Source organism: Brenneria sp. hezel4-2-4 (genome assembly GCF_013155275.1).
Lineage (GTDB): Bacteria > Pseudomonadota > Gammaproteobacteria > Enterobacterales > Enterobacteriaceae > Brenneria.
The window spans coordinates 204,763-230,229 of sequence record NZ_JABJXS010000002.1; the positions used below are offsets into that span (position 1 = coordinate 204,763).

At 52.9% G+C, this 25,467-nt stretch carries 22 protein-coding genes and 1 tRNA gene; 12 read left to right on the top strand and 11 right to left on the bottom strand.

What is annotated here, in order from left to right:
* Positions 1-54 precede the first annotated feature (54 nt).
* A tRNA-Ser gene (locus tag HOY33_RS04910) sits at positions 55-144 on the top strand.
* Positions 145-324: 180 nt separating this feature from the next.
* Positions 325-492, top strand: coding sequence for a YqaE/Pmp3 family membrane protein (locus tag HOY33_RS04915; RefSeq protein WP_172289096.1), 168 nt, complete (start codon positions 325-327; stop codon positions 490-492).
* A gap of 97 nt (positions 493-589) precedes the next feature.
* Here HOY33_RS04915 and HOY33_RS04920 read toward each other — a convergent pair whose 3' ends face one another.
* Positions 590-2,011: a diguanylate cyclase gene (locus HOY33_RS04920; protein WP_371734378.1), complete on the bottom strand. Its 1,422-nt coding sequence runs from the start codon at positions 2,009-2,011 to the stop codon at positions 590-592.
* A 558-nt stretch (positions 2,012-2,569) separates the two neighbouring features.
* Between HOY33_RS04920 and HOY33_RS04925 the strand changes: the two genes are divergently transcribed.
* Both HOY33_RS04925 and HOY33_RS04930 read left to right on the top strand, forming a co-directional pair.
* Entirely contained in the window at positions 2,570-2,974 is a 405-nt protein-coding gene (locus HOY33_RS04925) for an aegerolysin family protein (protein WP_172289098.1), read from the top strand.
* 81 nt (positions 2,975-3,055) lie between these two features.
* Positions 3,056-5,254 (top strand): hypothetical protein, encoded by a 2,199-nt coding sequence (locus tag HOY33_RS04930; protein ID WP_172289099.1) that lies wholly within the window; start codon positions 3,056-3,058, stop codon positions 5,252-5,254.
* A 50-nt stretch (positions 5,255-5,304) separates the two neighbouring features.
* Here the strand turns inward: HOY33_RS04930 and HOY33_RS04935 are convergent, their stop codons facing one another.
* From HOY33_RS04935 to moeA, 3 genes are all read right to left on the bottom strand, one after another.
* Positions 5,305-5,904 (bottom strand): nitroreductase family protein, encoded by a 600-nt coding sequence (locus tag HOY33_RS04935; protein WP_172289100.1) that lies wholly within the window; start codon positions 5,902-5,904, stop codon positions 5,305-5,307.
* Positions 5,905-6,063: 159 nt separating this feature from the next.
* Positions 6,064-6,816: a molybdopterin-synthase adenylyltransferase MoeB gene (moeB, locus tag HOY33_RS04940; RefSeq protein ID WP_172289101.1), complete on the bottom strand. Its 753-nt coding sequence runs from the start codon at positions 6,814-6,816 to the stop codon at positions 6,064-6,066.
* A gap of 2 nt (positions 6,817-6,818) precedes the next feature.
* Positions 6,819-8,054, bottom strand: coding sequence for a molybdopterin molybdotransferase MoeA (gene moeA / locus HOY33_RS04945; RefSeq protein WP_172289102.1), 1,236 nt, complete (start codon positions 8,052-8,054; stop codon positions 6,819-6,821).
* Between the two features lie 485 nt (positions 8,055-8,539).
* Between moeA and gsiA the strand changes: the two genes are divergently transcribed.
* The 4 genes from gsiA to gsiD all read left to right on the top strand — a co-directional run bounded on the left by gsiA (position 8,540) and on the right by gsiD (position 13,951).
* A complete protein-coding gene (gsiA, locus tag HOY33_RS04950) occupies positions 8,540-10,441 on the top strand; it encodes a glutathione ABC transporter ATP-binding protein GsiA (protein WP_172289103.1) in 1,902 nt (633 codons plus the stop codon).
* A 28-nt stretch (positions 10,442-10,469) separates the two neighbouring features.
* The gene (gene gsiB / locus HOY33_RS04955; protein ID WP_172289104.1) at positions 10,470-12,014 is read left to right on the top strand and encodes a glutathione ABC transporter substrate-binding protein GsiB; all 1,545 of its coding nucleotides are present in this window, start codon (positions 10,470-10,472) and stop codon (positions 12,012-12,014) included.
* Between the two features lie 101 nt (positions 12,015-12,115).
* A complete protein-coding gene (gene gsiC / locus HOY33_RS04960; RefSeq protein ID WP_172289105.1) occupies positions 12,116-13,036 on the top strand; it encodes a glutathione ABC transporter permease GsiC in 921 nt (306 codons plus the stop codon).
* Positions 13,037-13,045: 9 nt separating this feature from the next.
* The gene (gsiD, locus tag HOY33_RS04965; RefSeq protein ID WP_172289106.1) at positions 13,046-13,951 is read left to right on the top strand and encodes a glutathione ABC transporter permease GsiD; all 906 of its coding nucleotides are present in this window, start codon (positions 13,046-13,048) and stop codon (positions 13,949-13,951) included.
* A 52-nt stretch (positions 13,952-14,003) separates the two neighbouring features.
* Here gsiD and HOY33_RS04970 read toward each other — a convergent pair whose 3' ends face one another.
* From HOY33_RS04970 to bioA, 6 genes are all read right to left on the bottom strand, one after another.
* The gene (locus tag HOY33_RS04970; RefSeq protein ID WP_172289107.1) at positions 14,004-15,701 is read right to left on the bottom strand and encodes an NAD-dependent malic enzyme; all 1,698 of its coding nucleotides are present in this window, start codon (positions 15,699-15,701) and stop codon (positions 14,004-14,006) included.
* A 184-nt stretch (positions 15,702-15,885) separates the two neighbouring features.
* Positions 15,886-16,773 (bottom strand): cytidine deaminase, encoded by an 888-nt coding sequence (gene cdd / locus HOY33_RS04975; protein WP_172289108.1) that lies wholly within the window; start codon positions 16,771-16,773, stop codon positions 15,886-15,888.
* A 215-nt stretch (positions 16,774-16,988) separates the two neighbouring features.
* Complete coding sequence (locus HOY33_RS04980; RefSeq protein ID WP_172289109.1) at positions 16,989-17,684, bottom strand: CidB/LrgB family autolysis modulator; 696 nt, start codon at positions 17,682-17,684, stop codon at positions 16,989-16,991.
* Positions 17,684-18,091: a CidA/LrgA family protein gene (locus tag HOY33_RS04985; RefSeq protein WP_172289110.1), complete on the bottom strand. Its 408-nt coding sequence runs from the start codon at positions 18,089-18,091 to the stop codon at positions 17,684-17,686. Before HOY33_RS04985 ends, HOY33_RS04980 begins: the two co-directional genes overlap by 1 nt.
* A 234-nt stretch (positions 18,092-18,325) precedes the next feature.
* Entirely contained in the window at positions 18,326-19,120 is a 795-nt protein-coding gene (locus HOY33_RS04990; RefSeq protein ID WP_172289111.1) for a glycoside hydrolase, read from the bottom strand.
* A gap of 597 nt (positions 19,121-19,717) precedes the next feature.
* A complete protein-coding gene (gene bioA / locus HOY33_RS04995) occupies positions 19,718-21,007 on the bottom strand; it encodes an adenosylmethionine--8-amino-7-oxononanoate transaminase (protein ID WP_172289453.1) in 1,290 nt (429 codons plus the stop codon).
* A gap of 95 nt (positions 21,008-21,102) precedes the next feature.
* On the opposite strand from bioA, the gene bioB reads away from it, so the two are divergent.
* Genes bioB through bioD form a run of 4 tightly spaced genes read left to right on the top strand, consistent with a single transcriptional unit; the run spans position 21,103 to position 24,749 of the window.
* Positions 21,103-22,140, top strand: coding sequence for a biotin synthase BioB (bioB, locus tag HOY33_RS05000; protein WP_172289112.1), 1,038 nt, complete (start codon positions 21,103-21,105; stop codon positions 22,138-22,140).
* A gap of 39 nt (positions 22,141-22,179) precedes the next feature.
* The gene (gene bioF, locus HOY33_RS05005; protein ID WP_172289113.1) at positions 22,180-23,328 is read left to right on the top strand and encodes an 8-amino-7-oxononanoate synthase; all 1,149 of its coding nucleotides are present in this window, start codon (positions 22,180-22,182) and stop codon (positions 23,326-23,328) included.
* Positions 23,318-24,079 (top strand): malonyl-ACP O-methyltransferase BioC, encoded by a 762-nt coding sequence (bioC, locus tag HOY33_RS05010; protein ID WP_172289114.1) that lies wholly within the window; start codon positions 23,318-23,320, stop codon positions 24,077-24,079. The genes bioF and bioC overlap by 11 nt, the downstream gene beginning before the upstream one ends.
* Positions 24,072-24,749, top strand: coding sequence for a dethiobiotin synthase (bioD, locus tag HOY33_RS05015; RefSeq protein WP_172289115.1), 678 nt, complete (start codon positions 24,072-24,074; stop codon positions 24,747-24,749). The genes bioC and bioD overlap by 8 nt, the downstream gene beginning before the upstream one ends.
* A gap of 569 nt (positions 24,750-25,318) precedes the next feature.
* Here the strand turns inward: bioD and HOY33_RS20735 are convergent.
* Positions 25,319-25,453: a hypothetical protein gene (locus HOY33_RS20735; RefSeq protein WP_256380197.1), complete on the bottom strand. Its 135-nt coding sequence runs from the start codon at positions 25,451-25,453 to the stop codon at positions 25,319-25,321.
* Positions 25,454-25,467 lie beyond the last annotated feature (14 nt).

The window sequence follows — 25,467 nt, forward strand, 5'->3', positions numbered from 1 at the left end:
GAGCTAATGCTGTTAAAATGCCGCAAAAGCGGGCATCATAGCAACCGCTTAAATGGAGAGATGCCGGAGCGGCTGAACGGGACGGTCTCGAAAACCGTTGAGGGAGCAATCCCTCCGAGGGTTCAAATCCCTCTCTCTCCGCCACTATTCAACCATTTACACTCATTTCTTTCTGTGACGATCGCCACGCCGGGAAAAATTTCAAATTTGTTATCATCTGAACGTTGGCATAGCGCTATGCCGATGATTTATTTCGACGTAAATTTGTCAGATTGCACCCTATGTACTAATTTCATAGTTAATCATCACGTTACGGAGGCTGATATGGGATTTTGGCGAATTGTTTTTACTATTCTTCTGCCGCCGTTGGGCGTGTTATTGGGGAAAGGACTTGGCTGGGCGTTTATTCTGAATATTATTTTGACGCTGCTGGGATATTTCCCGGGATTGATCCATGCGTTCTGGGTTCAGACGAAAACTGACGGCATCTAAGTCGTCGTGCTCTGAACCAGATATCCATTTTAGCGATGCATATCCTCAACGGGCGACGCCACGGTGTTGCCCGTTTTACATTGTATTCCTGCCCAAACTATTTCCCAGCCAGAACAACCCGGTTACGTCCTTGCTGCTTGGCCTGATACAGGGCCATATCAGCCCGGTTAATCAGCATATCCAGCGTTTCATCCGCCTGATACTCTGCCACGCCGCAACTGATGGTGACATGGATAGGCTTCTCCTGATACATCACTTCCGCCATTTCAATATCGTGTCGCAGCGTTTCCGCTCGTTGGCGCGCATTATCAAGGTTGCAGTTATCCAGCAACACCACAAATTCTTCGCCGCCCCAGCGGCATACTTGATCGCTATGGCGTGTCGCCTGCTGTAGCAGCGTGGCTATTTTTTGCAACACCAAATCCCCCACGCCATGTCCGTAGCGATCGTTAACCAGCTTGAAGTTGTCGATATCAATAAGCAGTACGGATAGAGGGTTATGCTGCGCGGACTGCTTGGTGCGCCAGCGTATAAAGAAATAGTCGAAAGCCTGACGGTTCATTATGCCCGTCAGCTTATCGGTCGTCGCCATTTGCTCCAGACGACGCTGATAGCCGCCAATCGTCAGCCACAGCAGCAACAAAAACAGCGTGCTGACGACGATGCTGACGCCAAGATTTTTTATCAGCATGGTGAAAAGCTGTCTCTCATGCGGGTGATTGCTTTGTTCTATCATTAAATACCAGCCAAATTCGGGGATCAGGCGGGTATTAAGAAATATTCGCTTCCCCTGTGAGTCGTATTCATAAGCGCCGCCGGGCACCGTCAGAATTGAGGTGGCGAATGCCGACAGTCCGGGCTGTTGCTGAATCCTCAGCTGGCGATCGTATGTCTTGCCATGCAGCGTTACGTTGCCGGTTTTATCAACAAAATAAATCGTGCGGTTATAACGCTGCTCGTATTTTTCGATAAGGTGTTTTACCCGCTCGACGGGAATACCGATGCCGGTCACGCCAATGAAATTGCCTTCATAATCCATAACCTTGTGATTAATGAAAATATCCATATGGGTACGGTCTTCCGGATCGACGCGGATATCAACGAAATAGGGTGTTTCGTCCGACAGATCTTTGGCCTGAAAATACCACTGATCTTCAGCCGATTGCTCCGAGATAATCCGCTGAATACGTAGGGGATCGTAGAAACGTTTCGTTTTATCAGAGGCAAAAAAGGAGAATAAGGTATTGAAACGGCGGTCTATCTCTTTCAGATAACGAATCATGGCCTGTGAGTCATGTTCATTATTGAGTACCCAGTCACGCACAAAGGTATCGTGAGCCATCAACGATGAGATAAAGATAGGTTTCAGGAGGTCTTGCTGAATTTCAGAGTAGACATTATCGCTGGTCAGCGGCAGCGTGTTTTCTTTTATCTCTGCTTCCAGCGATCTTTTTGCCACCCCATAGCTGGTCCAGCTAATAACCAGAAATGCCGTGAGCAACATGATTGCAAATAACATAATTGCCCGCGGTTTATTTAGCCAACGTGAGTTTGTTATCAAGCCTATCAGCAAAGCCGCGTTCTCCGTGTGATCAACTAGCGGTGGCAGACAAAAAACGGCGTTGAACCTCATGGCTGCCGGTCAATTTTCTTATTGAAGTTAAGCAGGGATGGCATAAAACATCAACAAGAGTTCCATCGCCGGTTGGCGATTTCGCATCGTAACGGAGCTGTCAGTACGGCCGTTTTTCGGTGAAGTTATATAAATAATACCGTATTAATTAATAGAGATTTATTTTAAATAAACGATTTTATTACTTATAATAAATAAGAGTGAAAGATATTTTGCTATTTATATTTTTTATTATCAGCTTAATTGTGGAAATTGATTTTTTACAAATATAGGCGTTTGTTTTTGAATGGAATTTAAAAAATAATGGTGGTGTTTGATTTTTTTTATCATGACAGAATGACAAAAAAACATTTTATGCTTTAATTGGTAAGGTGGCATTTTTAGTGAAAATGGTACGCGATATTAACGGATAATGTTTTTTTAACTTTATGTGAAGAGGTAATTATGGCTTATGCACAATGGGTAGAAATAAAGGTATACGCTGAGAATATGAAACTGACGGTAAGGAATGTCAGTCTGAAGTGGGGTAAATTTTACCGGCAGGGTAATAAAGATGACGAGATCTCAAAGAGTTCAATTGACGGGATGATCATTTCCTCAAATAACCCGGGGATCATTTGTGCCTGTGGCCGTTCGGACGCTTCGTCAGGGACGGAAGGAAGCTTCGAATTGTATAACGGTAATGATTATGTTGGTAAATATTATTGGGATTGCCCATGGGGATCTAAAAATAATAAATCAGTCTGGTCGCCTACGACAAGCGTTAATTATAAAACCTCTATTGAAGGTGGTAGCCTGAATTCGGGTGCGATAGGGAATGTCTATATTACCTGCATCAAGGTCAAATAATAGAGAAGATCATAGTGGGTATGAAAACATCATATGGTGATGATTGATTAATGTGATTTTTATCAACTGAGGAAATTGAGTGTGGAAAGCAGACAGCCTTTTAACAACCCGTTGCTTGGTGTGAGGATAGGGTCAACCATCGTGGGTAATAATGGTGTTTTCAGCCCTTCCATTATTATTTCAAATATTACCCGCATGATCCCCGAGAAAGAGGTCGTCAAATTTATGACGGGGAAAAGTCAGTATGTTTATACCGATCAGCTTAATCAAGGGGCTGCGGGAGTGTCCGGATCATATGGTGTTTCCGGCATTTCAAAGCTTACGTCTTCGTTATCTACCTATGTTGGCAATTCCACGGCATCAAGCAGTAAATCCATTGACGTTAATTACAATGTCACCATGCTATCAGGGATGGAATACATTGATTTTGACGATCTTAAAGCTGAAGATGTGTTGAATTCTTTAAAACTCGGCCCCAAATCGCTTGCGCTAGACGTATTGAATAAATTTACCGCGGTGAGAAATAAACTGGGTGGCGCAAAAAGCCTCAGGGATTATCTACAAGGTGACTTGCCGGATGAAACCGATGAATTATTGCAGCAATGGGTGACAGCCTTGCAGGAGTTTGTGAAACAGTATGGCGATGGTGTGGTGGTCGGGGTGATTTGGGGCGGTTTGGGCACCGTGTCGATGAATATGACCAGCAAGGAATATGAAGACAATTGGAAATATGGCGGTAATGCCGAGTTCTCTTATTCCGGAATCGGTACTTCGGTTTCTGTGCAGGCCTCTTACGATGGCAGTAAATCGGATCGCGAGTCTAACGTTAACGTGAGCTGTACTTCCTGGTCCAGCGGCGGGTGCGTGGCCGAGCAGGTTGATAAATGGTTTGAGATTGTTGCCAATAAATCTTTTGATGAAATTGCTGATATCAAGATGCTGGAAAAAGCCCCGAACATCAGCTCAGTCTCAGCCCCGCCTCAAATTCCGGATTTTCAGAAACCGGCCAGTGAGCCAGAGATAACTGAAAAACTTAAAGACATTGATGAATTAGATGATGTGAAAATGTTTTCTGTCGCATCGGCTTATGACAAAGCGAAAGCGCTGGATAAGGATCTGACGCTGGAGGAATTTTTAAGAAAAGCGGATAACAAGGCCGACGATCAAAACGTGAAACAGCTACAAGACGAGGTTAAGAGCAATAACATTGATGTTCTCATCCCGAGCGATCAACGCCTGAAAGTATTAGCCACTGTCACATCAATCCTGGATGAGCAAATTCCAGAGACGGAAACGGCGGCTTTCAGAGAGCAAGTTTACCAGTCAATAGAAGATGATTACACGGTATTAGGGGCTTGGATTGCCAATTGGTCAAATATTTTCCCGTGGATGTCCACTGGTTATCTAAATGAAATTTCAAACACCCTCCTGGCTCAGGAATTATTGAAGAAACAGTGTATGGTGCAAGACTTGCTGGCGTTAAGTAACCTTTATTATGCGCTGGAGTCTTGTAATATGAATCTTGACTTTTGCAAAATAAAATCGGCTTTACAGATTGCAAACTCTTTTGGTCAATGTTTGAGCGTATTGAAGGAGAATCTTGATCGGGACAACGTGATACAAGAAACATTTGAACGTTTGAGCGATGAAGCCAAAGTTATATATAAAAAGTGGAATGAGATAAAATTCTTACGCAGTTCGGAATTGGGGTTAGGGTTACTTTTCAATGGTGACTATTCTGTTTCTGATGAGGTGATCCGCGTCGAGTCTCATCCATACAGCCAAGTCGTTTATAAAAACGGTTATTGCTCCTATGGCCATGGTAACTATAGCGCTTTCAGTTCATTTCTAAAGCTGCTTCCGATGATAGGCGCCGATGGCGAGATTTATGTATTCGGTCCATCATCCATGTTTTTGAAAACGGTTAAAAAAGATGAGTCTACTTTTACTAAAGGGGGTGAATTGGCAATGAAATTTCACGCCAATATTGAGAAGCGAATATTGGAAAATGATGATGTCATTCTTACTCCCATTCCCTTTTCGGCGGCAAATAATGTGCACTGGCTTGGACAAGGGGTTAGCACCAATTTATCCACTATTCGTAGCGTCAATGAAAGCCTGGAGGAAATTAGAAAAGAACTCAGCCAATTGAATGTATGTACTTTTAGTAGCGATGATTGGGATAAAAATTGGAATTACACCAAAGCCTATAGTTTACGTGCGTTGAAAACGCAGTATATAGGAATGGTTGATGAGGTCGGGAATATTTTCGGTCGATAAAGCGCAGTCAAAACTTCAGGCCAGTCATCGGGCCGGCCTGATTATCGCTGTCATTTAAAAATACGAAAACGCTCTTCATCGGGAATGTAGGTTTTCTCACCCGCGGGCTGTTCAATAGACCCAAACGGCATCTGGGCGCGTAATTTCCAGCTTGCCGGCAATGCCCACTGTTTTTTCACATCATCGTCAATCAGCGGATTGTAATGCTGTAGTGAAGCTCCGATTTTTTCCTGCGCCAGAGCAGACCACACGGCAAACTGGGCAATCCCGGTGGAGTGTTCCGACCAGACGGGGAAATTGTCCGCGTACAGGGCAAATTTTTGCTGTAATTCTTCAATTACCTTGGTGTCTTCAAAGAACAGCACCGTACCCGCGCCGGCAGCAAACGACTCGAGTTTTTTGACCGTTGCCGCAAAGGCATCTTCAGGAACGATCTTTTTCAACTGCTGCTCAACGATATCCCAGACTTTTTCGTGCTGTTCGCCAAACAGGATCACCACGCGGGAGCTTTGCGAGTTAAAGGCGGAGGGGCTTTGCTTAACGGCTTCGGTAACGATTGACACAACCTGATCGGTTGATATCGGCAATGTTTTACCGATGGCATAAATAGAACGACGATTATTGATGGATTGCAAAAAAGCATTACTCATGGCTTGTTCCTCTCTACATGATTGCTTATTTCAATACTGTGGCACTGATATATGCCGTATTCAATACAATAGTCTGTTGGTTTGTATATTTATATTTACTAATGATGAATGAATTTACTATAACGACACCAATGCCGTTCGCCGTGATTGCCGTCGGCATCAGCCGCCGCAGACGCTACAGGCGGGGTTCTTCGGCAGTTTGACGTCGCGGAATTGCAGCGTCATGGCATCGAACATCAACAGGCGTCCGGTGATGACCTTGCCGTATCCCGTCAGCAATTTGATCGCTTCCATGGCTTGCAGGCTGCCGATAGTGCCGACCAGCGGGGCCATTACCCCTGCTTCCACACAGGTCAGCGCGTTGTCGCCGAACAGCCGGCTGAGGCAGTGATAGCACGGCTCATCCGGCTGATAGGTAAACACGCCGATCTGGCCTTCCATGCGGATCGCAGCGCCGGAAATCAGCGGTTTCTTTAGCTGAAAACCCAGACGATTCAGACTGTTGCGGATAGTCACATTGTCGGTGCAATCCAGCACGATATCGTGGCTTGCCATCAACGCGCCGAGCGCCCGGTCATCCAGACTGGCGTCCACCGTCTCCAGCGACAGGTGCGGATTGATTTCCGCCAGCGCAATCCGCGCTGATTCGACTTTCGCCATGCCGATACGCGCGTCGCGGTGCAATATCTGGCGTTGCAGGTTGGACAGCGAAACCGTATCGAAATCCAGCAGCGTCAGGTGGCCGACGCCGGCCGCGGCCAGATATTGCGACGCCGCGCAGCCCAGTCCGCCCAGCCCGACAATCAGCAAGCGTGCGGCTTTCAGTTTTTCCTGTCCGTCAAAATCAAAACCGCGCAGCACAATCTGACGATTGTAACGCAGTGCTTCGGCATCACTGAGTTCCGGCAGCATGATCAATGTCCCAGGAGTGAATTGAATGGTTCTATTTCGACCCATTCGCCGGCGGCGACCCGGCCTCTTTCGGCCTCCAGCACGATAAAACAGTTAGCGAGGCTAAAGGAACTGAAGACATGCGAGCCTTGATGGCCGGTAGTCCTGACTTCCAGTTCGCCTGCGGCGTTACGGCTGAAGATGCCGCGCTGAAAATCCGTGCGGCCGGGGGTTTTTTTCAGCGCGCTGGTGGTTTTTACCCGCAAACGCGCAGGCAGATGCCACCGGCTGTGGCCGGATAAGCGGGCCAGCAGCGGTTGAACCAGCTGGTAAAAGGTCAGCACCGCGGAAACCGGGTTGCCCGGTAGGCCGCAGAACCAGGCATGTTGCAACTTGCCGAAAGCGAACGGCTTGCCGGGTTTGATCGCCAGTTTCCAGAAACGGATATCGCCCAGTTCATCCAGCATCTGTTTGGTGAAATCCGCTTCGCCCACGGAAACGCCGCCGCTGCTGATAACCAGATCGGCGCTACTGTCCGCCCGATAAAAGGCGTCGCGCAGGGCGGTCGGATCATCGCCGATAATGCCCAAATCGTTCACCTCACAGCCAAGCTGTTCCAGCATCAAACGCACGGCGAAACGGTTGGTGTCATATATCTGGCCGGCCTGAAGGGGAGTGCCTACCGGCTGAAGCTCATCGCCGGTTGAAAAGATCGCCACTTTCAAACGGCGATATACCTTAAGTCGGGCGATCCCTAACGAGGCCAGCAGCGGCAACTCCGCGACGCTCAATTTGCTCCCTGCGGGCAGCACCGTCGCGCCTTCAGCAATATCTTCACCTGGCAGGCGGATATTCTGGCCCGGTTTGACGTCATGAGGAAAACGAACGCCGGCGTCGCTGATTTCCGCCTGTTCCTGCATGATAACCGCCTCGGCGCCTTCAGGGATCGGCGCGCCGGTCATGATGCGGATACAGGTTCCGACAGGCCATTCACCGTCAAACGGCGCGCCGGCAAACGCTTTGCCCGCCACCGGCAGCGCTGCTGACGCGCGGAGATCCACGCAGCGAACGGCATAGCCATCCATCGCGGCATTGGCAAAAGGGGGAACGTTTATTGGGGAGGTTAGCGTATCGGCGGTGATCCGGCCGGCGGCCTCATACAGTGAAACGTTTTCGGCTTCCGCCATCGGCGCTACCTGGGAAAACATCTTTTCCAACGCCTGTTCGAGGGTCAATAAGCTTGAGGTAACGCTTTCCATCTGCACTCCATGATTGGTTTCGCCGGGCAAGTCAGCGGGCGAAAACAGGTATCGTATGCCAATATTATGTCAGAGATTGCATTGCGGGAGAATGTGGCCGCGCAAGGAACGCGGCGTGTATGACCCTAATCAATAAACGCGTTGATTGCGGAAAGGCCATATAGACTGTTTGTTTATGTATATTAACGTTATGTTATAAAAAGAATTTTTATCAAACTATCGATTAAGTTTCTGCTTTACATCATACCCTGCGCTAAATATAGTCAAAAAACGAGTGTGATGACGAAAGGGCGGTTTGCCGTTGCATGCCGTCATTCATTATTCCTGTGCAGAAAAAGTGTATTTAACATCCATGTGCTATTTTTCAGGTTATCGCCTCCGCCTGTAAGGCGCGAGAAAACGCGTCGCGTCCTGAAGGCGTTAACCCTGGGTTCCCGATCGAACCGCCGTCAGCGCGGCCCTTGTTATATGGAGATTCACTGTTAATGACTCAAACTCGGCATCCTCATGCGCCGCTTCTCACGCCTGAACCAGGGATTTTTCTACCTGATGACCGGGTGCTGGCGGTTCGCGATCTGAGCGTCTATTTTGACCAACAGGGCCAGCGGACGGATGCCGTGCGGGATTTGACGTTTTCGGTGGATCGCGGCGAGACGCTGGCGATAGTGGGAGAGTCCGGGTCGGGGAAATCGGTGACCTCGCTGGCGTTAATGCGGCTTATCGAACAGGATGGCGGCGTGATCCCGCAGGGCAATATGGTATTTCGTCGACGTAATGGTCAGGTGCTGGATTTAACCACGGCCCGCCAGTCGCTGATGCGCAAATTGCGCGGCGCCGATCTGGCGATGATTTTTCAGGAACCGATGACATCGCTCAATCCGGTGTTTTCGGTCGGCGAGCAGATTGCCGAATCCATCCGTTTGCACCAGGGGATGGACCACCGCGCGGCGCGGCGTGAAGCGCTGCGTATGCTTGATTTGGTCAGGATCCCTGAAGCCCGCAACGTACTGGATCGTTATCCCCATCAACTCTCCGGCGGGATGCGTCAGCGGGTGATGATTGCGATGGCGCTTTCTTGCAAGCCGTCGCTGCTGATCGCCGACGAGCCGACCACCGCATTGGATGTCACCATTCAGGCGCAGATCCTGCAACTTATCCGGGTATTGCAGCGAGAGATGGCGATGGCGGTGATCTTCATTACCCACGACATGGGGGTGGTGGCGGAGGTGGCCGACCGGGTGCTGGTCATGTATCGCGGTGAAAACGTTGAGACGGCCAGCGTAACCGACATCTTCCGGGCGCCGCGGCATCGCTATACGAAAGCGCTGCTGGCGGCCGTCCCGAAGCTGGGGTCGATGCGCGGGCAGCCGCTGCCGGCAAAATTTCCTTTGCTGAATCAGGATGCGCAACCCGCTGCCGACAGCGCGCCGCAGAATACGATACCGGCCCATACGGCGCCGATTTTGCAGGTTAGCGATCTGGTGACGCGCTTTCCTATCCGCAGCGGCATCCTGAACAGGATAACGCGGCAGGTGCACGCGGTGGAAAAAGTGAGTTTTGATCTCTACCCAGGGGAAACGTTGTCGCTGGTCGGCGAGTCCGGCTGCGGCAAGTCGACCACCGGACGCGCGTTGCTGAGACTGGTTGCAAGCCAGAGCGGAACCATTACTTTCAACGGACAGCGGATCGATCGGCTGTCCGGCCCGGCGCTACAACATTTGCGCCGGGAGATTCAGTTTATTTTTCAGGATCCCTATGCTTCGTTGGATCCTCGTCTGACGGTCGGTTTTTCCATTATGGAGCCTTTATTGGTGCACGGCGTGGGCAATCGTCGGCAGGCGGAAGAGCGGGTGGCGTGGCTGCTGGCCCGGGTTGGGCTGGAGCCGGAACACGCCCGGCGTTATCCGCATGAGTTTTCCGGCGGACAACGCCAGCGTATTTGCATCGCCAGGGCATTGGCGCTTAACCCCAAAGTGGTGATTGCGGATGAGGCGGTCTCCGCCCTGGATGTGTCCATTCAGGCGCAAATCGTCAACCTGATGCTTGAGCTGCAACGCGAATTCGGCATCGCGTTTTTATTTATCTCACATGATATGGCGGTGGTGGAGCGGATTAGCCATCGGGTGGCGGTGATGTATATGGGGCAGATCGTGGAAATCGGCCCGCGTAGCGCGGTGTTTGAACATCCCCGGCATCCCTATACCCGTAAGCTGATGGCGGCGGTGCCGGTTGCCGATCCATCACGCCGCCATCGTGAACAGGTTTTACTGGTTGATGAAATACCCAGCCCGATTCGGGCAATAGGCGATGAACCTACCATCGCGCCCTTGGTGCAGGTTGGCGAGCGTCATTTTGTCGCTCATCACCCGATCGCCGGCGCTTATTGACAGGGAATCATAAGGAGAACGTAACACGATGAATGTTATCACTTTAAAGCGTAACTGGTTACTTGCCGCCGGTGTCGCCGCCGCGATGGCGGCAGCGCCCGCCTGGGCCGCCAAGGATGCGGTTATCGCCGTGGCGTCCAACTTCACGACGCTGGATCCCTACGACGCCAACGACTCGTTATCACAGACCGTTGCCAAATCGTTCTATCAGGGACTGTTTGGTTTCGACAAGGATATGAGGCTGGTCAACGTACTGGCGGAAAGTTATGAAACCAGCGCGGATGGTCTGGTTTATACCGTTAAGCTGCACCCGGGCGTGAAGTTTCATGATGGCACGGACTTTAATGCCGAAGCGGTCAAGGCGAATCTGGATCGCGCCAGCGATCCGCAGAACCGGCTGAAACGGTATAACCTGTTCAAAATGATTGATAAAACGGAAGTGGTTGACGGACAAACGGTAAAAATCACCCTGAAAACACCGTTCTCCGCGTTTATCAATAACCTGGCGCACCCGGCGGCGGTGATCATCTCGCCGGCGGCGTTGAAACAGTATGGGAAAGAGATTGGTTTCCATCCGGTGGGCACCGGGCCGTACCGCTTTGTGACCTGGAATCAGACCGATTACGTCAAGGTGGAGAAGTTTGACGGCTACTGGAAATCGGGGCAGCCTAAGCTGGATAGCATTACCTGGCGTCCGGTGGTGGACAACAACACCCGCGCGGCGCTGCTGCAAACCGGGGAAGCGCACTTTGCGTATCCGATCCCCTTTGAACAGGCCAAAGTGCTGGAGAAAAACGACCAACTGGCGCTGGTCGCTTCACCGTCGATCCTGCATCGTTATATCAGTCTGAATGTGACGCAAAAGCCGTTTGACAACCTCAAGGTGCGGCAGGCGATTAATTACGCCATTAACAAAGACGCCTTGATCAAAGTCGCTTTTTCCGGCTATGCCACCCCGGCCGAGGGGCCGCTGCCGGCCAGCATCGATTATGCGGTGAAGTATCAGCCGTGGCCTTACGATCCGGCTAAAGCCCGCGAGCTATTGAAAGAAGCGGGCTATCCTGACGGATTCACCACCACGCTGTGGTCGTCGCATAACCACAGTACCGCGCAGAAAGTGTTGCAGTTTACCCAGCAGCAACTGGCGCAGGTCGGCATCAAGGTGCAGGTCACCGCCATGGACGCCGGCCAGCGCGCCGCTGAAGTGGAAGGGAAAGGGGTGAACGAAACCGGCGTGCGCATGTTCTACACCGGCTGGTCGGCTTCAACCGGGGAAGCGGACTGGGCGTTGTCGCCGTTATTCGCCACCGCCTCCTGGCCTCCGGCCCTGTTTAACACGGCTTTTTACAGCAATCCACAGGTTGACGCCGATCTGGCGGACGCGTTAAAGACCACCGATCGGGCCGAAAAGCAAAAGCTGTATAAAGACGCGCAGGACAAAATCTGGGCCGACGCGCCGTGGGTATTTCTGGCGACGGAGCGTTTGGTTTCGGCTAACAGCAAGAAACTGACCGGGTTTTATGTGATGCCGGATACGGCTTTCAGTTTTGATGACGCCGATCTGAAAGAATAAGCCGGACGGCCGCAAGCACGGGGCGGCGATCGCCGCCGTCCCGCATTTCAGCAAAATTCCACTCAACGGGGAGCAGAGCGCATGTCTGTGGAAACTTTTCCATGCTGAATTATTTTATTAAACGGTTACTGGGATTGATTCCCACCTTATTGATTGTGATGGTGCTGGTGTTCCTGTTCGTTCACCTGTTACCCGGCGATCCGGCGCGCTTGGCCGCCGGACGGGAAGCGGACGCCACGGTGATAGAGCTGGTTCGTCAGGATCTGGGATTGGACAAACCGCTGCCGCAGCAGTTCTGGCGTTTCTTCACCAATATATTGCAAGGCGATCTGGGGACCTCGATGGTGTCCAAACGGCCGGTAACCGAAGAAATCGCCAGCCGCTTTATGCCCACATTCTGGCTCACCGTCACTAGCATGGCGTGGGCGGTTATCTTCGGCATGGCGATAGGCGTCGTCTCCGCCGTATGGCGCAATGGCTGGCCGGACCGCATTGGCATGACGCTGGCGGTATCCGGTATTTCTTTTCCGGCGTTTGCCCTCGGCATGTTGTTGATGCAGGTGTTTTCCGTTGAGCTGGGGTGGTTGCCCACCGTCGGCGCAGACAGCTGGCAGCACTATATTTTACCCTCCATTACGCTGGGAGCGGCGGTGGCGGCGGTGATGGCCCGCTTTACCCGCGCCTCGTTTGTCGAGGTAATGCGCGAGGATTACATGCGTACGGCGCGGGCAAAAGGCGTGCGGGAATCGCTGGTGGTGTTGAAACACGGCTTACGCAATGCGCTGATCCCCGTCGTCACCATGATGGGATTGCAGTTTGGTTTTCTGCTGGGCGGTTCGATCGTGGTCGAGAAAGTGTTTAACTGGCCGGGACTGGGCCGGCTGCTGGTCGATTCTGTGGAGATGCGCGACTATCCGGTGATTCAGGCGGAAGTGTTGCTGTTTTCTCTGGAGTTTATTCTTATCAATCTGTTCGTCGATATGTTGTATGCCGCGATTAACCCGGCGATCCGTTATAAGTAAGGAAGAGGTATGAAAAACTGGCGACGTAACGCGATATTGTCGACTCTGCCGGCGATTGGCGAGCATCAAATTCGCACGCCGTGGCGTGAATTCTGGCGACGTTTCCGTCATCAGCGCATCGCCCTGCTGGCTGGCGTATTTGTGGCGCTGCTGGTTATCGTTGCCTTACTGGCGCCTTATTTGATTCCCTATGACGCGGAAAATTACTTTGACTATGAACGGCTGAATGAAGGGCCGTCCGCGATGCATTGGTTGGGCGTGGATTCGTTGGGGCGCGATATTTTCAGCCGTATTTTATTGGGCACGCGAATTTCGTTGGCGGCGGGTATTTTTTCCGTGCTGGTGGGGATGCTGATCGGCACGTCGCTGGGGCTGCTGGCCGGTTATTACGAGGGTTGGTGGGATCGCATTATCATGCGTATCTGCGATGTGCTGTTTGCCTTTCCCGGCATCCTATTGGCGATCGCGGTGGTGGCGATTATGGGGAGCGGGATGGCGAACGTGATTGTGGCGGTGGCTATTTTCAGTATTCCCGCGTTTGCCCGGCTGGTCAGAGGGAATACGCTGGTGCTGAAACAGCAGACCTTTATTGAATCGGCTCGCAGCATCGGCGCGTCTGACTGGACGATTGTCTTTCGGCATCTCCTGCCCGGTACGGTTTCCTCTATCGTGGTGTATTTCTCCATGCGGATCGGTATGTCGATCATTACGGCGGCCAGCCTGTCGTTTCTGGGGCTGGGCGCCCAGCCGCCCACGCCGGAGTGGGGCGCGATGCTCAACGAGGCGCGTTCCGATATGGTGATCGCGCCGCACGTGGCGATTTTCCCCAGCCTGGCGATCTTCCTGACGGTATTGGCGTTTAATCTGCTGGGAGATGGCTTGCGCGATGCGCTGGACCCAAAACTGAAAGGCTGAAGAGAAAAGTGCGAATGCCCCGGCTTTCTATTGAGAAAGCCGGGGGCTGTGCTTAGAACGAGGTGCGTTTGTAGTTACGGTACTGCGGCTGCCAAAAGTTTTGCGCGATGGCTTTTTCCAGCGCATCGGCGGAGGTCACCATCGCCACGCCCTGCAACTGCGCTACTTTAGCGACTTCCAGCGCAATGCGTTTCGACACGCTCTGAATATCCGCAATATCCGGCAGCAACGCGCCTTCGCCATTATTGGCCAGCGGCGAGCAGTCTGCCAGCGCCCGGCTGGCGGCCATCAGCATACCATCGGTAATGCGTTTCGCCCCGGCAGCCAGCACGCCTAACCCAATACCCGGGAAGATAAAGGAGTTGTTGCACTGGGCGATCGGGTACACCTTATCCTGATAGATTACCGGACTGAACGGGCTACCGGTCGCCACCAGCGCGGCGCCGTCGGTCCAGCGGATAATGTCTTCCGGACGGGCTTCCACGCGGGAGGTCGGGTTGGACAGGGGCATCACGATGGGACGGGCGCAGTGTTGGTGCATCTCGCGGATGATCTCTTCCGTAAACAGACCCGGCTGGCCGGAAACGCCGATCATGATGGTCGGTTTGGCGTTACGCACCACTTCCAGCAGGGAAATCGCATCGCTGGCCTTTTCCCAGTGGGTCAGCAGTTCGCTTTTCTGCACCAGCTTGCTTTGGAAATCGAGCAGGTTTGGCAATTTGTCGGTCAACAGGCCAAAGCGATCGACCATGAAGACGCGGGCGCGGGCCTCCTCTTCGCTCAAGCCTTCGGATTTCATCTGCGCGATGATCTGTTCGGCGATGCCGCATCCGGCGGAACCGGCGCCGAGGAACACCACGGTCTGGTCGCGTAGCTGACTGCCCGCGGCGCGGCTGGCGGCAATCAGACTGCCCAGCGTCACCGCGGCGGTTCCCTGTATATCGTCGTTGAAGCTACAGATCTCATCACGGTAGCGGTTCAGCAGCGGGGTGGCGTTTTTCTGCGCGAAGTCTTCGAACTGTAGCAGCACGTTCGGCCAGCGACGTTTAACCGCCTGAATAAATTCGTCGACGAATTCATAGTATTCGTCGTCCGTTATTCGCGGATGACGCCAGCCCATATACAACGGATCGTTCAACCGCTGCGGGTTGTTGGTGCCGACATCCAGAACCACCGGCAGGGTATACGCCGGGCTGATGCCGCCGCAGGCGGTATACAAAGACAGTTTACCGATCGGAATGCCCATCCCGCCGATCCCCTGATCGCCCAGCCCCAGAATCCGCTCGCCGTCGGTCACCACGATAACTTTTACATTCTGCTTGGTGGCGTTTTGCAGCATATCGTCGATATGGGCGCGGTTAGGGTAGGCGATAAACAGACCGCGCGCCCGTCGATAGATATCGGAAAAGTGCTCGCAGGCTTCGCCAACCGTCGGCGTATAGATAATGGGCATCATTTCGCTGAGGTGCGCGTCCAGCAAACGGTAGAACAGCGTTTCGTTCGTATCCTGGATGTTGCGCAGGTAAACGTGCTTATCAATATCGCTTTTAAACTCTTGGTATTGTCGCCAGGCGCGTTCGGCCTGTTCTTCAATGGTTTCAACCGCTTCCGGCAATAAACCGTGCAAATTAAAATCAGCGCGCTCTTCTTCGGTAAACGCGCTGCCTTTATTCAGTAAGGGAAATTCAAGAAGTATGGGGCCGGCATAAGGGATATAGAGAGAACGCTTACTTTCGTATTCTAATTCCATGATTTTTTTTACTCTTTGGAGGGAACAGGAGTCAATTCAAAGGATAACATCAGACTATTGTCGCCCCAGATCTTAAATTACCCATAAAATATGTACAGAAAATGTTAATTAAAATAGTTACAGATAACTTGCAATTGAGCGTAAAAAAAGCTGTATCGATTCAACCTTTCCTGTACGTATTGCTCTAGTCCACGAAATATACGGCAACATTTTTACAGCCGAGTTCGGTCAGCAGCGTTTCGCCCCTCTCCCAGTGACGAACGGCGGCGTGGCGGCGTTCGACGACGGCGGCCTTGCGTATCGCCGTATGCGCCTCGCCCGCCAGGTTCATCAGATTAAGCGCAACCTGCACCGGCGGAAGGCTGGGATTGAACGCCGCATTTTCAGCGTAACGGCCGGTATAGACATTTCCATTGACCGTTTCCAGCGCCACGCCGCTTATCGCCTGGCTGTACGGCGCGTAGCTGCGGTTGGCCGCTTGCAGCGCGGCAAGGGCAAGCGGGTCTTTATTCGCCAGCGTATGCGCATGGTCTACCTCGTCCATTAATCGGGCGCTGATATTCAGATCGACGGGGCCGAATGCGTCAGGCAGGTAATGGCCGAGTACGGCGGGCTGGCGCCCCGGCAACTGAATACGCAGAGAAGAGGCGGCGTTCAGTTCATTCATAAACTGCCGACAATGACCGCACGGCGTGTAGTTTACCGTGACGGCCGTCAGTTCCCGTTCATTGCGTAACCAGGCGTGGGCGATCGCGCTTTGTTCGGCATGTACCGTTTGCTGAAGGGGAACGCCGGTAAACTCCATATTGGCGCCGAAATAAAAATTGCCGCTGGAGCCCTGCGCGATGGCGCCTACCTGAAAACGAGAAATCGGCGCCAGCGCACAGGCGGCAGCCAGCGGTAACAAGGTAAAGGCGAGCGTATTCGTATCCTGCCGGGCGGCATCGCCCAACGTTTTCACTTCATCCGCGGTCAGCATGGCGGCGAAATCCGGCCTGCTGAGAATAGGCGCAAGCGCGAAGCGCAGACGGTCAGGGAGTTGTTGAAATGCTTCATCAAATCTCGGGTGCATATCGGCTTACTCTTTTACCAATCAATGAACGTTATGTTAAGCAGCAGATTAGCAATAAAACGTGATTTTGATCGCGTTACATTTGAAAGGATTGAAAGATGGCCGTCAAATATGTGAGGTATATCGATTTTTTTTGCATCGCTGCGATGCACAGAAAAGCGGGTTAAGCGCTTAGGCCCTTAACCCATGACCCGGTATCCGCGAATAAGCCGGATTTACCCTAAAAGGCCGACCAGTACGGGGAAAATAAACGGCGCCACCAGCGAAGTGATGATCCCGCAGATAACCAACGCCAGCGAACTGAAAGCGCCTTCCTGAAAATCGACTTCGGCGCAGCGCGCGGTGCCTAACGCGTGTGAGGCCGTTCCCATGGATAAACCGCGTGCGGCTTTGGTTTTAATGCCAATGCGGTCGAACAGGCTGTGCCCTAGCACGGCGCCCAGAATGCCGACAAAAATCACGCAGACGGCGCTGATGGCGGGAATACCGCCGATAGAGCTGGCAACGGCCATGGCAATCGGCGTGGTAACGGACTTCGGCAGCACGGAGGCCGCAATCTCGGATGAGGCGCCCATCCACAATGCCACCGCGGTGCCGGAGATAATGGCGGCAAGGCTGCCGATAAAACAGACGCTGATGATGGATTTCCAGCGCGCCCGGATCTGGTGAAGCTGTTCGTATAGCGGAAAGGCCAGCGCGACAACCGCGGGCTGAAGCAGATCGTTAAGCACCTCGCTTCCCTTAAAGTAGTGGTCGTAAGGGATATTCAGCAGCAGCAGCAAGGGAATAATAATTGCCATCGAAATCAGCAACGGGTTCAACAACGATATTTTTGTCACTATCGCCAGCTTACGGGCGGCAAAAAAGACTAACAGAGTGAGTGGCAATGACCACCACAAATAGGCGAGCATTATTCTTTATCCTTAGTGAGCGGGTTGTCCGCGCTAATGGCTTGTTCGCGTTGCATCAACTGCGTGCTGTAACCGACGACGATCATCACAATGAAAGTACTGACCAGGCAGGAAACGACAATCGGGCCAAACTGTTGGCTAAGCAGGTCGTAATAGTTCATGACCCCCACGCCTATCGGCACAAACAGCAGCGCCATATGGCGGATAAACAAGTGACAACCGGGTTTCACCCAATCCGGCGGTAGGATCTGCATAGCGAGAAGGAAGAAGAGGATCAGCATACCGATGATGCTGCCTGGAATAACCAGCGGGAGTAACGCGGATATCGCATTGCCTGCCAGCAGGCAGAGGTAAATCAATGCGAAAGCGCGTAAATATTTCCAGCAAAGAGTGAGGGTATTACGCATGAGACATTCCTGATTAACGGATGAAATCATCATAACGCTAATGGAATTGGTGTGCCATAGATCACAAGTTTTCCTTGTCGTCGGATGGCGTGGCAGGGTTAAATTCAGGCGGTTAGTGAAGAGGGCATGCTGCCGGCTTGATGGTTTGAACGTACATCACCGGTTCATTAAGGTAGGCCCGGGGATCTCGGGCCTACAGGCGACGTTGTCGGCAACTTCCCGCGTATTAACGCGTTATTTCACATTGACGCTCCAGTTTGAAATCGTCATAGAACCGGCGCCTTGGTAGATCTCGGTGCCGAACTCAACGCTGCTCACGTATTTGGCGTTGTTCATCCATTTTTTGTTGTTGACCAGATAGTCGGTAAAGTTTTTGATATTCAGCGAGGCTTTGCTGGTGTTGGCGGTGCGGACAAACGAAAATACGTTCCAGCCTTTTCCGTTTCCGGCATCCAACCAGCCTTTACTGACTTTCCAACGGGTGCCGCCGATATTGACCGTTTCAACATAGGTTCCCAGCGGGCCGGCCTGGGTGTTGTTCAGCCAGATCATCAATTCGTCCGTGGGCGTGGAACTCCAGGTGGCTTTGTCGGTGTTGTGAAACCAGATGTCATAGGCGGCGTTATAGGTTCCTTTGGCCTTGATTGAATAGGTGACTTTGGTATTGATGTTTTTATTGCTCGCCAGTTTGGTCGGAAAGCCGCTGCCGGCGGTATAGCCTGCCGTCCAGTGCCAGCCGCTGACTATTGAAGGGTATCCCTTGACCGAAGAGGTGGTGCTCGGCCAGTTCCATGTCCAACCCATGTTGGTAGCGCTGTTATAGGTGATGCTTTGTTTCCAACCCTTAACGCTGTCTTTGCCCCACGCATTATTGAACAAATAATATTTATTTTGCGAAAAATAGAGCTTATCCGCGTCTTTTGACGATGTAACGGCGGAAGCATGCAATGGGGCGAGTAAGATTGAAAATATCAGAATGGACAACAGCGGGCGTAATAATAAAAAGCTGCTTTTAATCAGCATAAACATAGATTATCTCCTTGATAAAAACGACTGCTCGGGTATTCCTGAAATATAATTTACCATAATTTTTTATGACGATAATATTTTATTTAAACAAAAAGATACTTAGATTTAATTATTATTAGGTGAAATCTGGTGTTTATTTGTAAATAATAAATAGGATAAGGAATCATATTGTTGTTATCAATGTAACAATATTGAATAATAATAAGTATTTACGGAACTTATATTGATATGTTGTGAATGGATACAGGGGTTAAACGCCAATATTAAATCATTATCATATGAATTTTATTGATTTTTATCGATGGTGCCTTGCGCGGAGAAACGGCTGAACAATCGCAAAATAGAATGCGAACTGGTTAATATTTATATTTTCTGCTTTTTTATTATTAGTTGGGTTGACGTTGCTTAACGGAGGGGCCGGATTTTGCTAAAAAATAACCATCCGCCAGCATATTTTGGATGCGATATTACTAATTTATGGGCTAAATAATTTACATGGAAATAATAATCTAGATAGTGATAAAGCAATCAAAAAATAAGATGAAAATAGTCAAGCAGGCAACGGATAAATACGGCGGCATTACTGCGCCGCCGTATTTATATAGCGAACAAATGATTCTCTGAAACGGCGCTGCCGACCGCATCGGTAAGCTGGCGTAACGCGTCGGGCTGAATGATAAACGGCGGCATAAGGTAGATCAGTTTACCAAACGGCCTGATCCAGACGCCGCGCTCAACGAAAAAGCGTTGCAGCCGCGCCATATTGACCGGACGGCGCGTCTCCACCACGCCGATGGCCCCCAGTACCCGCACATCCGCCACCTCCGGCGCGTCGGCAAGCGGCATCAGCGCCTGGCGCAACTGCTGTTCGATGGCGGCAACCTGCCGCTGCCAGCGGTTTTCCGCCAGCAGCGTCAGGCTGGCGTTGGCCGCCGCGCAGGCCAGCGGATTCCCCATAAAGGTCGGGCCGTGCATAAAACAGCCCGCCGCGCCGTTGCTGATGGTTTCCGCCACCGGGCGGGTGGCGAGCGTGGCCGAAAGCGTCAGATAACCGCCGGTCAGCGCTTTGCCTAAACACATAATGTCCGGCGCAATGTCGGCATGTTCACAGGCAAACAGTTTGCCGGTGCGGCCGAATCCGGTGGCGATTTCATCGGTAATCAGCAGAATACCGTAGCTATCGCACAGCGCCCGCACCCGTTGCAGATAACGCGGATGGTAAAAACGCATGCCGCCGGCGCCCTGCACGATGGGCTCCAGAATAATGGCGGCGATGTCTTTCGCGTGCTCGGCCAACAGGGTACGCAAAGGAAGAATATCCTCCTCCCGCCACGGGTCGTCAAATCGGCACTGCGGCGCGTCGACAAACAGATGAGCGGGCAGATATCCCTGATACAGACTGTGCATCGAGTTTTGCGGATCGCATACCGACATCGCCCCGAAAGTGTCGCCGTGGTAGCCGTGACGCAGCGTCAGAAAACGCTGCCGCGGTTCGCCGCGCGCCTGCCAGTATTGCAGCGCCATTTTTAGCGCCACCTCGACGGCGACCGAGCCGGAGTCCGCCAGAAAAACGCACTCCAGCCCGGCCGGGGTGATATCCACCAGCCGACGACATAGCGACACCGCAGCCGGATGCGTAATGCCGCCGAACATCACATGCGACATCTGGGAAATCTGCTGCTGTAGCGCCTGATTAATATACGGATGGTTATAGCCGTGGATCGCCGCCCACCAGGAAGACATTCCGTCGATCAGACGGCGGCCGTCATTGAGCTGAAGCTCGACGCCGGAAGCCGATACCACCGGATAAACCGGCAACGGCTGGGTCATTGAGGTGTAGGGATGCCAGATATGGCGTCGATCAAAGGCTAACTGTTCCGGGGTCATCATGCGTTAACGTAAACCAATTTAACTTCTATTTGGTTGACAGTATAGGCGGTTAATTTAAACTGACGAAGTGTTTTTATTTTGGAGATGCCGATATGGCCGACCGCCGTTACTGGACGCTTGAGCAAGCGCAAAACCTATTCGATAGACCCTTTCTGGAACTGATGTTCGAGGCGCAACAGGTTCATCGTCAGCATTTCGATCCCCGTCAGGTACAGGTCAGTACGCTGCTGTCGATCAAAACCGGCGCCTGCCCGGAAGATTGCAAATACTGTCCGCAAAGTTCCCGCTATCGTACCGGCATCGAAACCGAACGGCTGATGCAGGTGGAACAGGTGCTGGAATCCGCCCGTCAGGCCAAAGCGGCCGGTTCGACCCGCTTCTGCATGGGCGCCGCCTGGAAGAATCCCCATGAGCGCGACATGCCGTATCTGGAGCAGATGGTGCAGGGGGTCAAAGATCTGGGCATGGAAACCTGCATGACGCTGGGTACGCTGAACGGCGAGCAGGCCGCGCGTTTGGCCTCGGCCGGGCTGGATTTTTATAATCATAATCTGGATACCTCCCCGGAGTTTTACGGCAGCATTATCACCACCCGTAGTTATCAGGAGCGGCTTGATACGCTGGATAAGGTGCGTGACGCGGGTATCAAAGTCTGTTCCGGCGGCATTGTCGGTCTGGGTGAAACGGTGCGCGACCGCGCCGGGTTGCTGGTGCAACTGGCCAATCTGCCAACGCCGCCGGAAAGCGTGCCGATCAATATGCTGGTCAAGGTAAAGGGGACGCCGCTGGCCGATAACGAGGATGTCGATCCGTTTGATTTTATCCGCACCATCGCCGTCGCCCGTATCATGATGCCTTCCTCCTATGTGCGGTTATCCGCCGGGCGCGAGCAGATGAGCGAGCAGACGCAGGCGATGTGCTTTATGGCCGGCGCCAATTCCATATTCTATGGCTGCAAGCTGCTGACGACGCCGAACCCCAAAGAAGATAAAGATCTGGCGTTGTTCCGCAAGCTGGGGCTGAACCCGCAACAGGTCGGGATCGAATACGGCGACAACCAACAGCAGCAGCGGTTGACCCGGCAGTTAACCCATGCCGACACGGAACAGTTCTACAATGCGGCGGTATAGGACGTTGTCGTGGTGGGGTAAGAAAAGCCGGACGGGAACATGAGCTGGCAACGGCGCATGGCGCTGGCGTTGGAAAAACGTCGTCAGGAGGATGCCTACCGCACGCGCCAGGCCAATCAGGGAGGCAATAGCCGTTGGCTGACGCAGGACGGACAGCGTTACATCAACTTCTCCAGCAACGATTATCTGGGGTTGAGCCGTCATCCGGAGATTATCCATGCCTGGCAGCAGGGCGCGGCGCGGTATGGCGTCGGCAGCGGCGGCTCCGGCCATGTCACCGGTTATACCGATGCGCACGCGGCGCTGGAGCAACAGTTGGCCGACTGGCTGGGCTATCCGCGCGCGCTGCTGTTTATTTCCGGCTATGCGGCCAATCAGGCGGTGGTGGCGGCGCTGATGCAGGACGGGGATCGTATTCTGGCGGATAAGCTGAGCCATGCATCGCTGCTGGAAGCCGCCGTTCATTCGCCCGCGACATTGCGGCGTTTCACCCATAATGACCCTGCATCCTTACGGCATCTGCTGGAAAAACCCGGCGGGGGGCAAACGCTGGCGGTTACCGAAGGGGTATTCAGCATGGACGGCGATAGCGCGCCGCTGAAACCGTTGTATGGGCGCTGTCGCGAACGCGGCGCATGGCTGATGGTGGATGATGCCCACGGCATCGGCGTGCTGGGGGATGAAGGGCGGGGAAGCTGCTGGCGGCAGGGCATTCATCCTGAGCTGCTTATCGTCACCTTCGGCAAGGCCTTTGGCGTCAGCGGGGCGGCGGTACTCTGCGCCGAGCCGGTGGCCGAATATTTGCTCCAGTTTGCCCGTCATTTGATTTACAGCACGTCGATGCCCGCCGCCCAGGCCTGCGCGTTGAGCGCGGCGCTGAATTGCGTCCGGCAGGGGGATGCGCTGCGAGAGGCGTTGCAGCGCAACATCGCCCGGTTTCGATCCGGGTTGGCGACAGCCCCTTTTCAACTGATGAATTCCGGCAGCGCGATCCAGCCGCTGATCGTCGGCGAAAATGCGCCAACGCTGGCGCTGATGGCGCGCCTGCGTTCACAGGGGCTATGGGTCAGCGCCATGCGTCCGCCCACGGTGCCGCCCGGCAGCGCGCGTCTGCGCATTACGCTGACGGCGGCGCATCAGCCGGAAGATATCGATCGCTTACTCACGGTGCTGCTCCATGCTGACTAAAGCCCATAATAAGCAGGCCATCGCCCGGGCTTTCGGCCGCGCGGCCGACCACTACGATCGTTTTGCCGCGCTGCAACGCGCCAGCGGAACGCGGTTACTCAGTATGATTGCGTCTCATCACGGCTTACAGGTGCTGGATGCGGGCTGCGGCACCGGTTATTTCAGCCGGTGTTGGCAACAGCTGGGGAAAACCGTGACGGCGCTGGATTTGTCCGCCGACATGCTGGCCCATGCCCGCGAGCAACAGGTCGCGGACTGCTACTTACTGGGGGATATCGAAAATCTGCCGTTGGCGGATAACAGCGTGGATCTCTGCTATAGCAATCTGGCGGTGCAGTGGTGCGAGGATTTATCCCGCGCGTTGGCGGAGTGGCATCGTGTGACCCGGCCCGGCGGGGCGATAGCCTTTTCCACGCTGGCGGACGGGTCGCTGACGGAGCTGGCGCAGGCTTGGCGGCGTCTGGACGGCAGCCAGCGGGTCAACCGTTTCCTGCCGGTATCGGCGATTGAAGCGGCCTGCCGGCCGTATCGTTTTCAGCTTCATCAGGAGTGCGTCACCTGTTGCTTTCCCGACGTGCTGACGCTGATGAAATCGTTGAAAGGCATTGGGGCCACCCGGCTGCATCAGGAACGGCCGCCCGGATTGCTCAGCCGTGCGCGTCTGGCGGCATTGTCAGCGGCGTACCCGCGGCGGCAGGATGGCTATCCGCTCAGCTACCAACTGGTTTATGGAGTGATTTATCGTGATTAAACGCTGGTTTGTCACCGGCACGGACACCGAGGTCGGAAAAACGGTGGCCAGCTGCGCGCTGTTGCAAGCGGCGAATCAGGCCGGATACCGGACCGCAGGCTATAAGCCGGTGGCGTCCGGTTGTGAAATGACGCCTGAAGGGGCGCGCAACGGCGATGCATTACTGCTCCAGGCCAACAGCAGCGTACCGCTCGACTACCAGACCGTCAATCCGTTCGCGTTTGTTGAACCCACGTCGCCTCACATTATCAGTGCGGCGGAACAAAGACCGATCCCGCTGACGGCGCTTTCCGCCGGACTGCGAGCGCTGGAGGCGCAGGCTGACTGGCTGCTGGTGGAAGGGGCGGGAGGCTGGTTGACGCCGTTGTCGGAACGGGAAACGTTTGCCGATTGGGTGGCGCGAGAGCAACTGCCGGTTATTTTGGTGGTGGGCATTAAGCTGGGCTGCATCAACCATGCGCTGTTGACCGCCCATGCCGTCGCGCAGTCCGGGCTGAAGCTATGCGGCTGGATCGCCAACGACATTGCATTGCCGGGAAGGCGGCATCAAGCGTATCTGGATACGTTACGGCAACGTTTGCCCGCGCCGATGCTGGGTGAAATTCCGCATTTGCCTGAACCTCGGCGGCGGTGTTTGGGGCCGTATATTGATTTGACGCTGCTGGATTAAGGCTTCCACCCTGATAACCAATACTTATCTTTATCCTCGATATAAATAGTTAGCGTATTATTTATTGCTAATTAATAGAAAAAACCTGCTTGATATCCACGCTTAGCCCTCGTCAGCCTTGAATGCGCATCAGGCTATCCGTTTTTGTTTTTAGCATTTTTCAGTTTAATACTTATGAAATAAATCGCAGAAAAAGGGTGAATAAAATCCATATCGGCAGCGATGTTTTATGACAGGCGTATTTCAGCAACTCAGGGCGGGTGCGGGATGGTGGGAGTTATCCACTATTTCTGTGGATAACTATGTGCATGAGGGATAGAAAAGCCATGCCAGACGAGAGCTGACGCGGGTTTTCGCCAGGTTGGCGTTATTCTCTGCTTTTTTATTAATTACTTTTAAATCATTGTGTTATTTAAAATCAAGTGTCTTTACTACGCTTTGCGCGTCGTTGCATAAATTAACGGCACTGATCATACCAGTAAGTTACCAAAATCATAATTCTGGGGATAAATAACCGTGATTTTTGCTGGTGGATTGGCACCTGATGTGCTAGCTAACCCATTTGCCGATTAATCATCCTGACGGGCGATAATTTCCTTGATGCTGTTTTTATATCCAGTATCATGACGGTGGAAAAGTCCGTGATTGGTTCTCATAATAACCTGAGTGTCCACGATCGCCATCCGGTTCCATTTGCTTGCCATCCGGTAGCCCCATC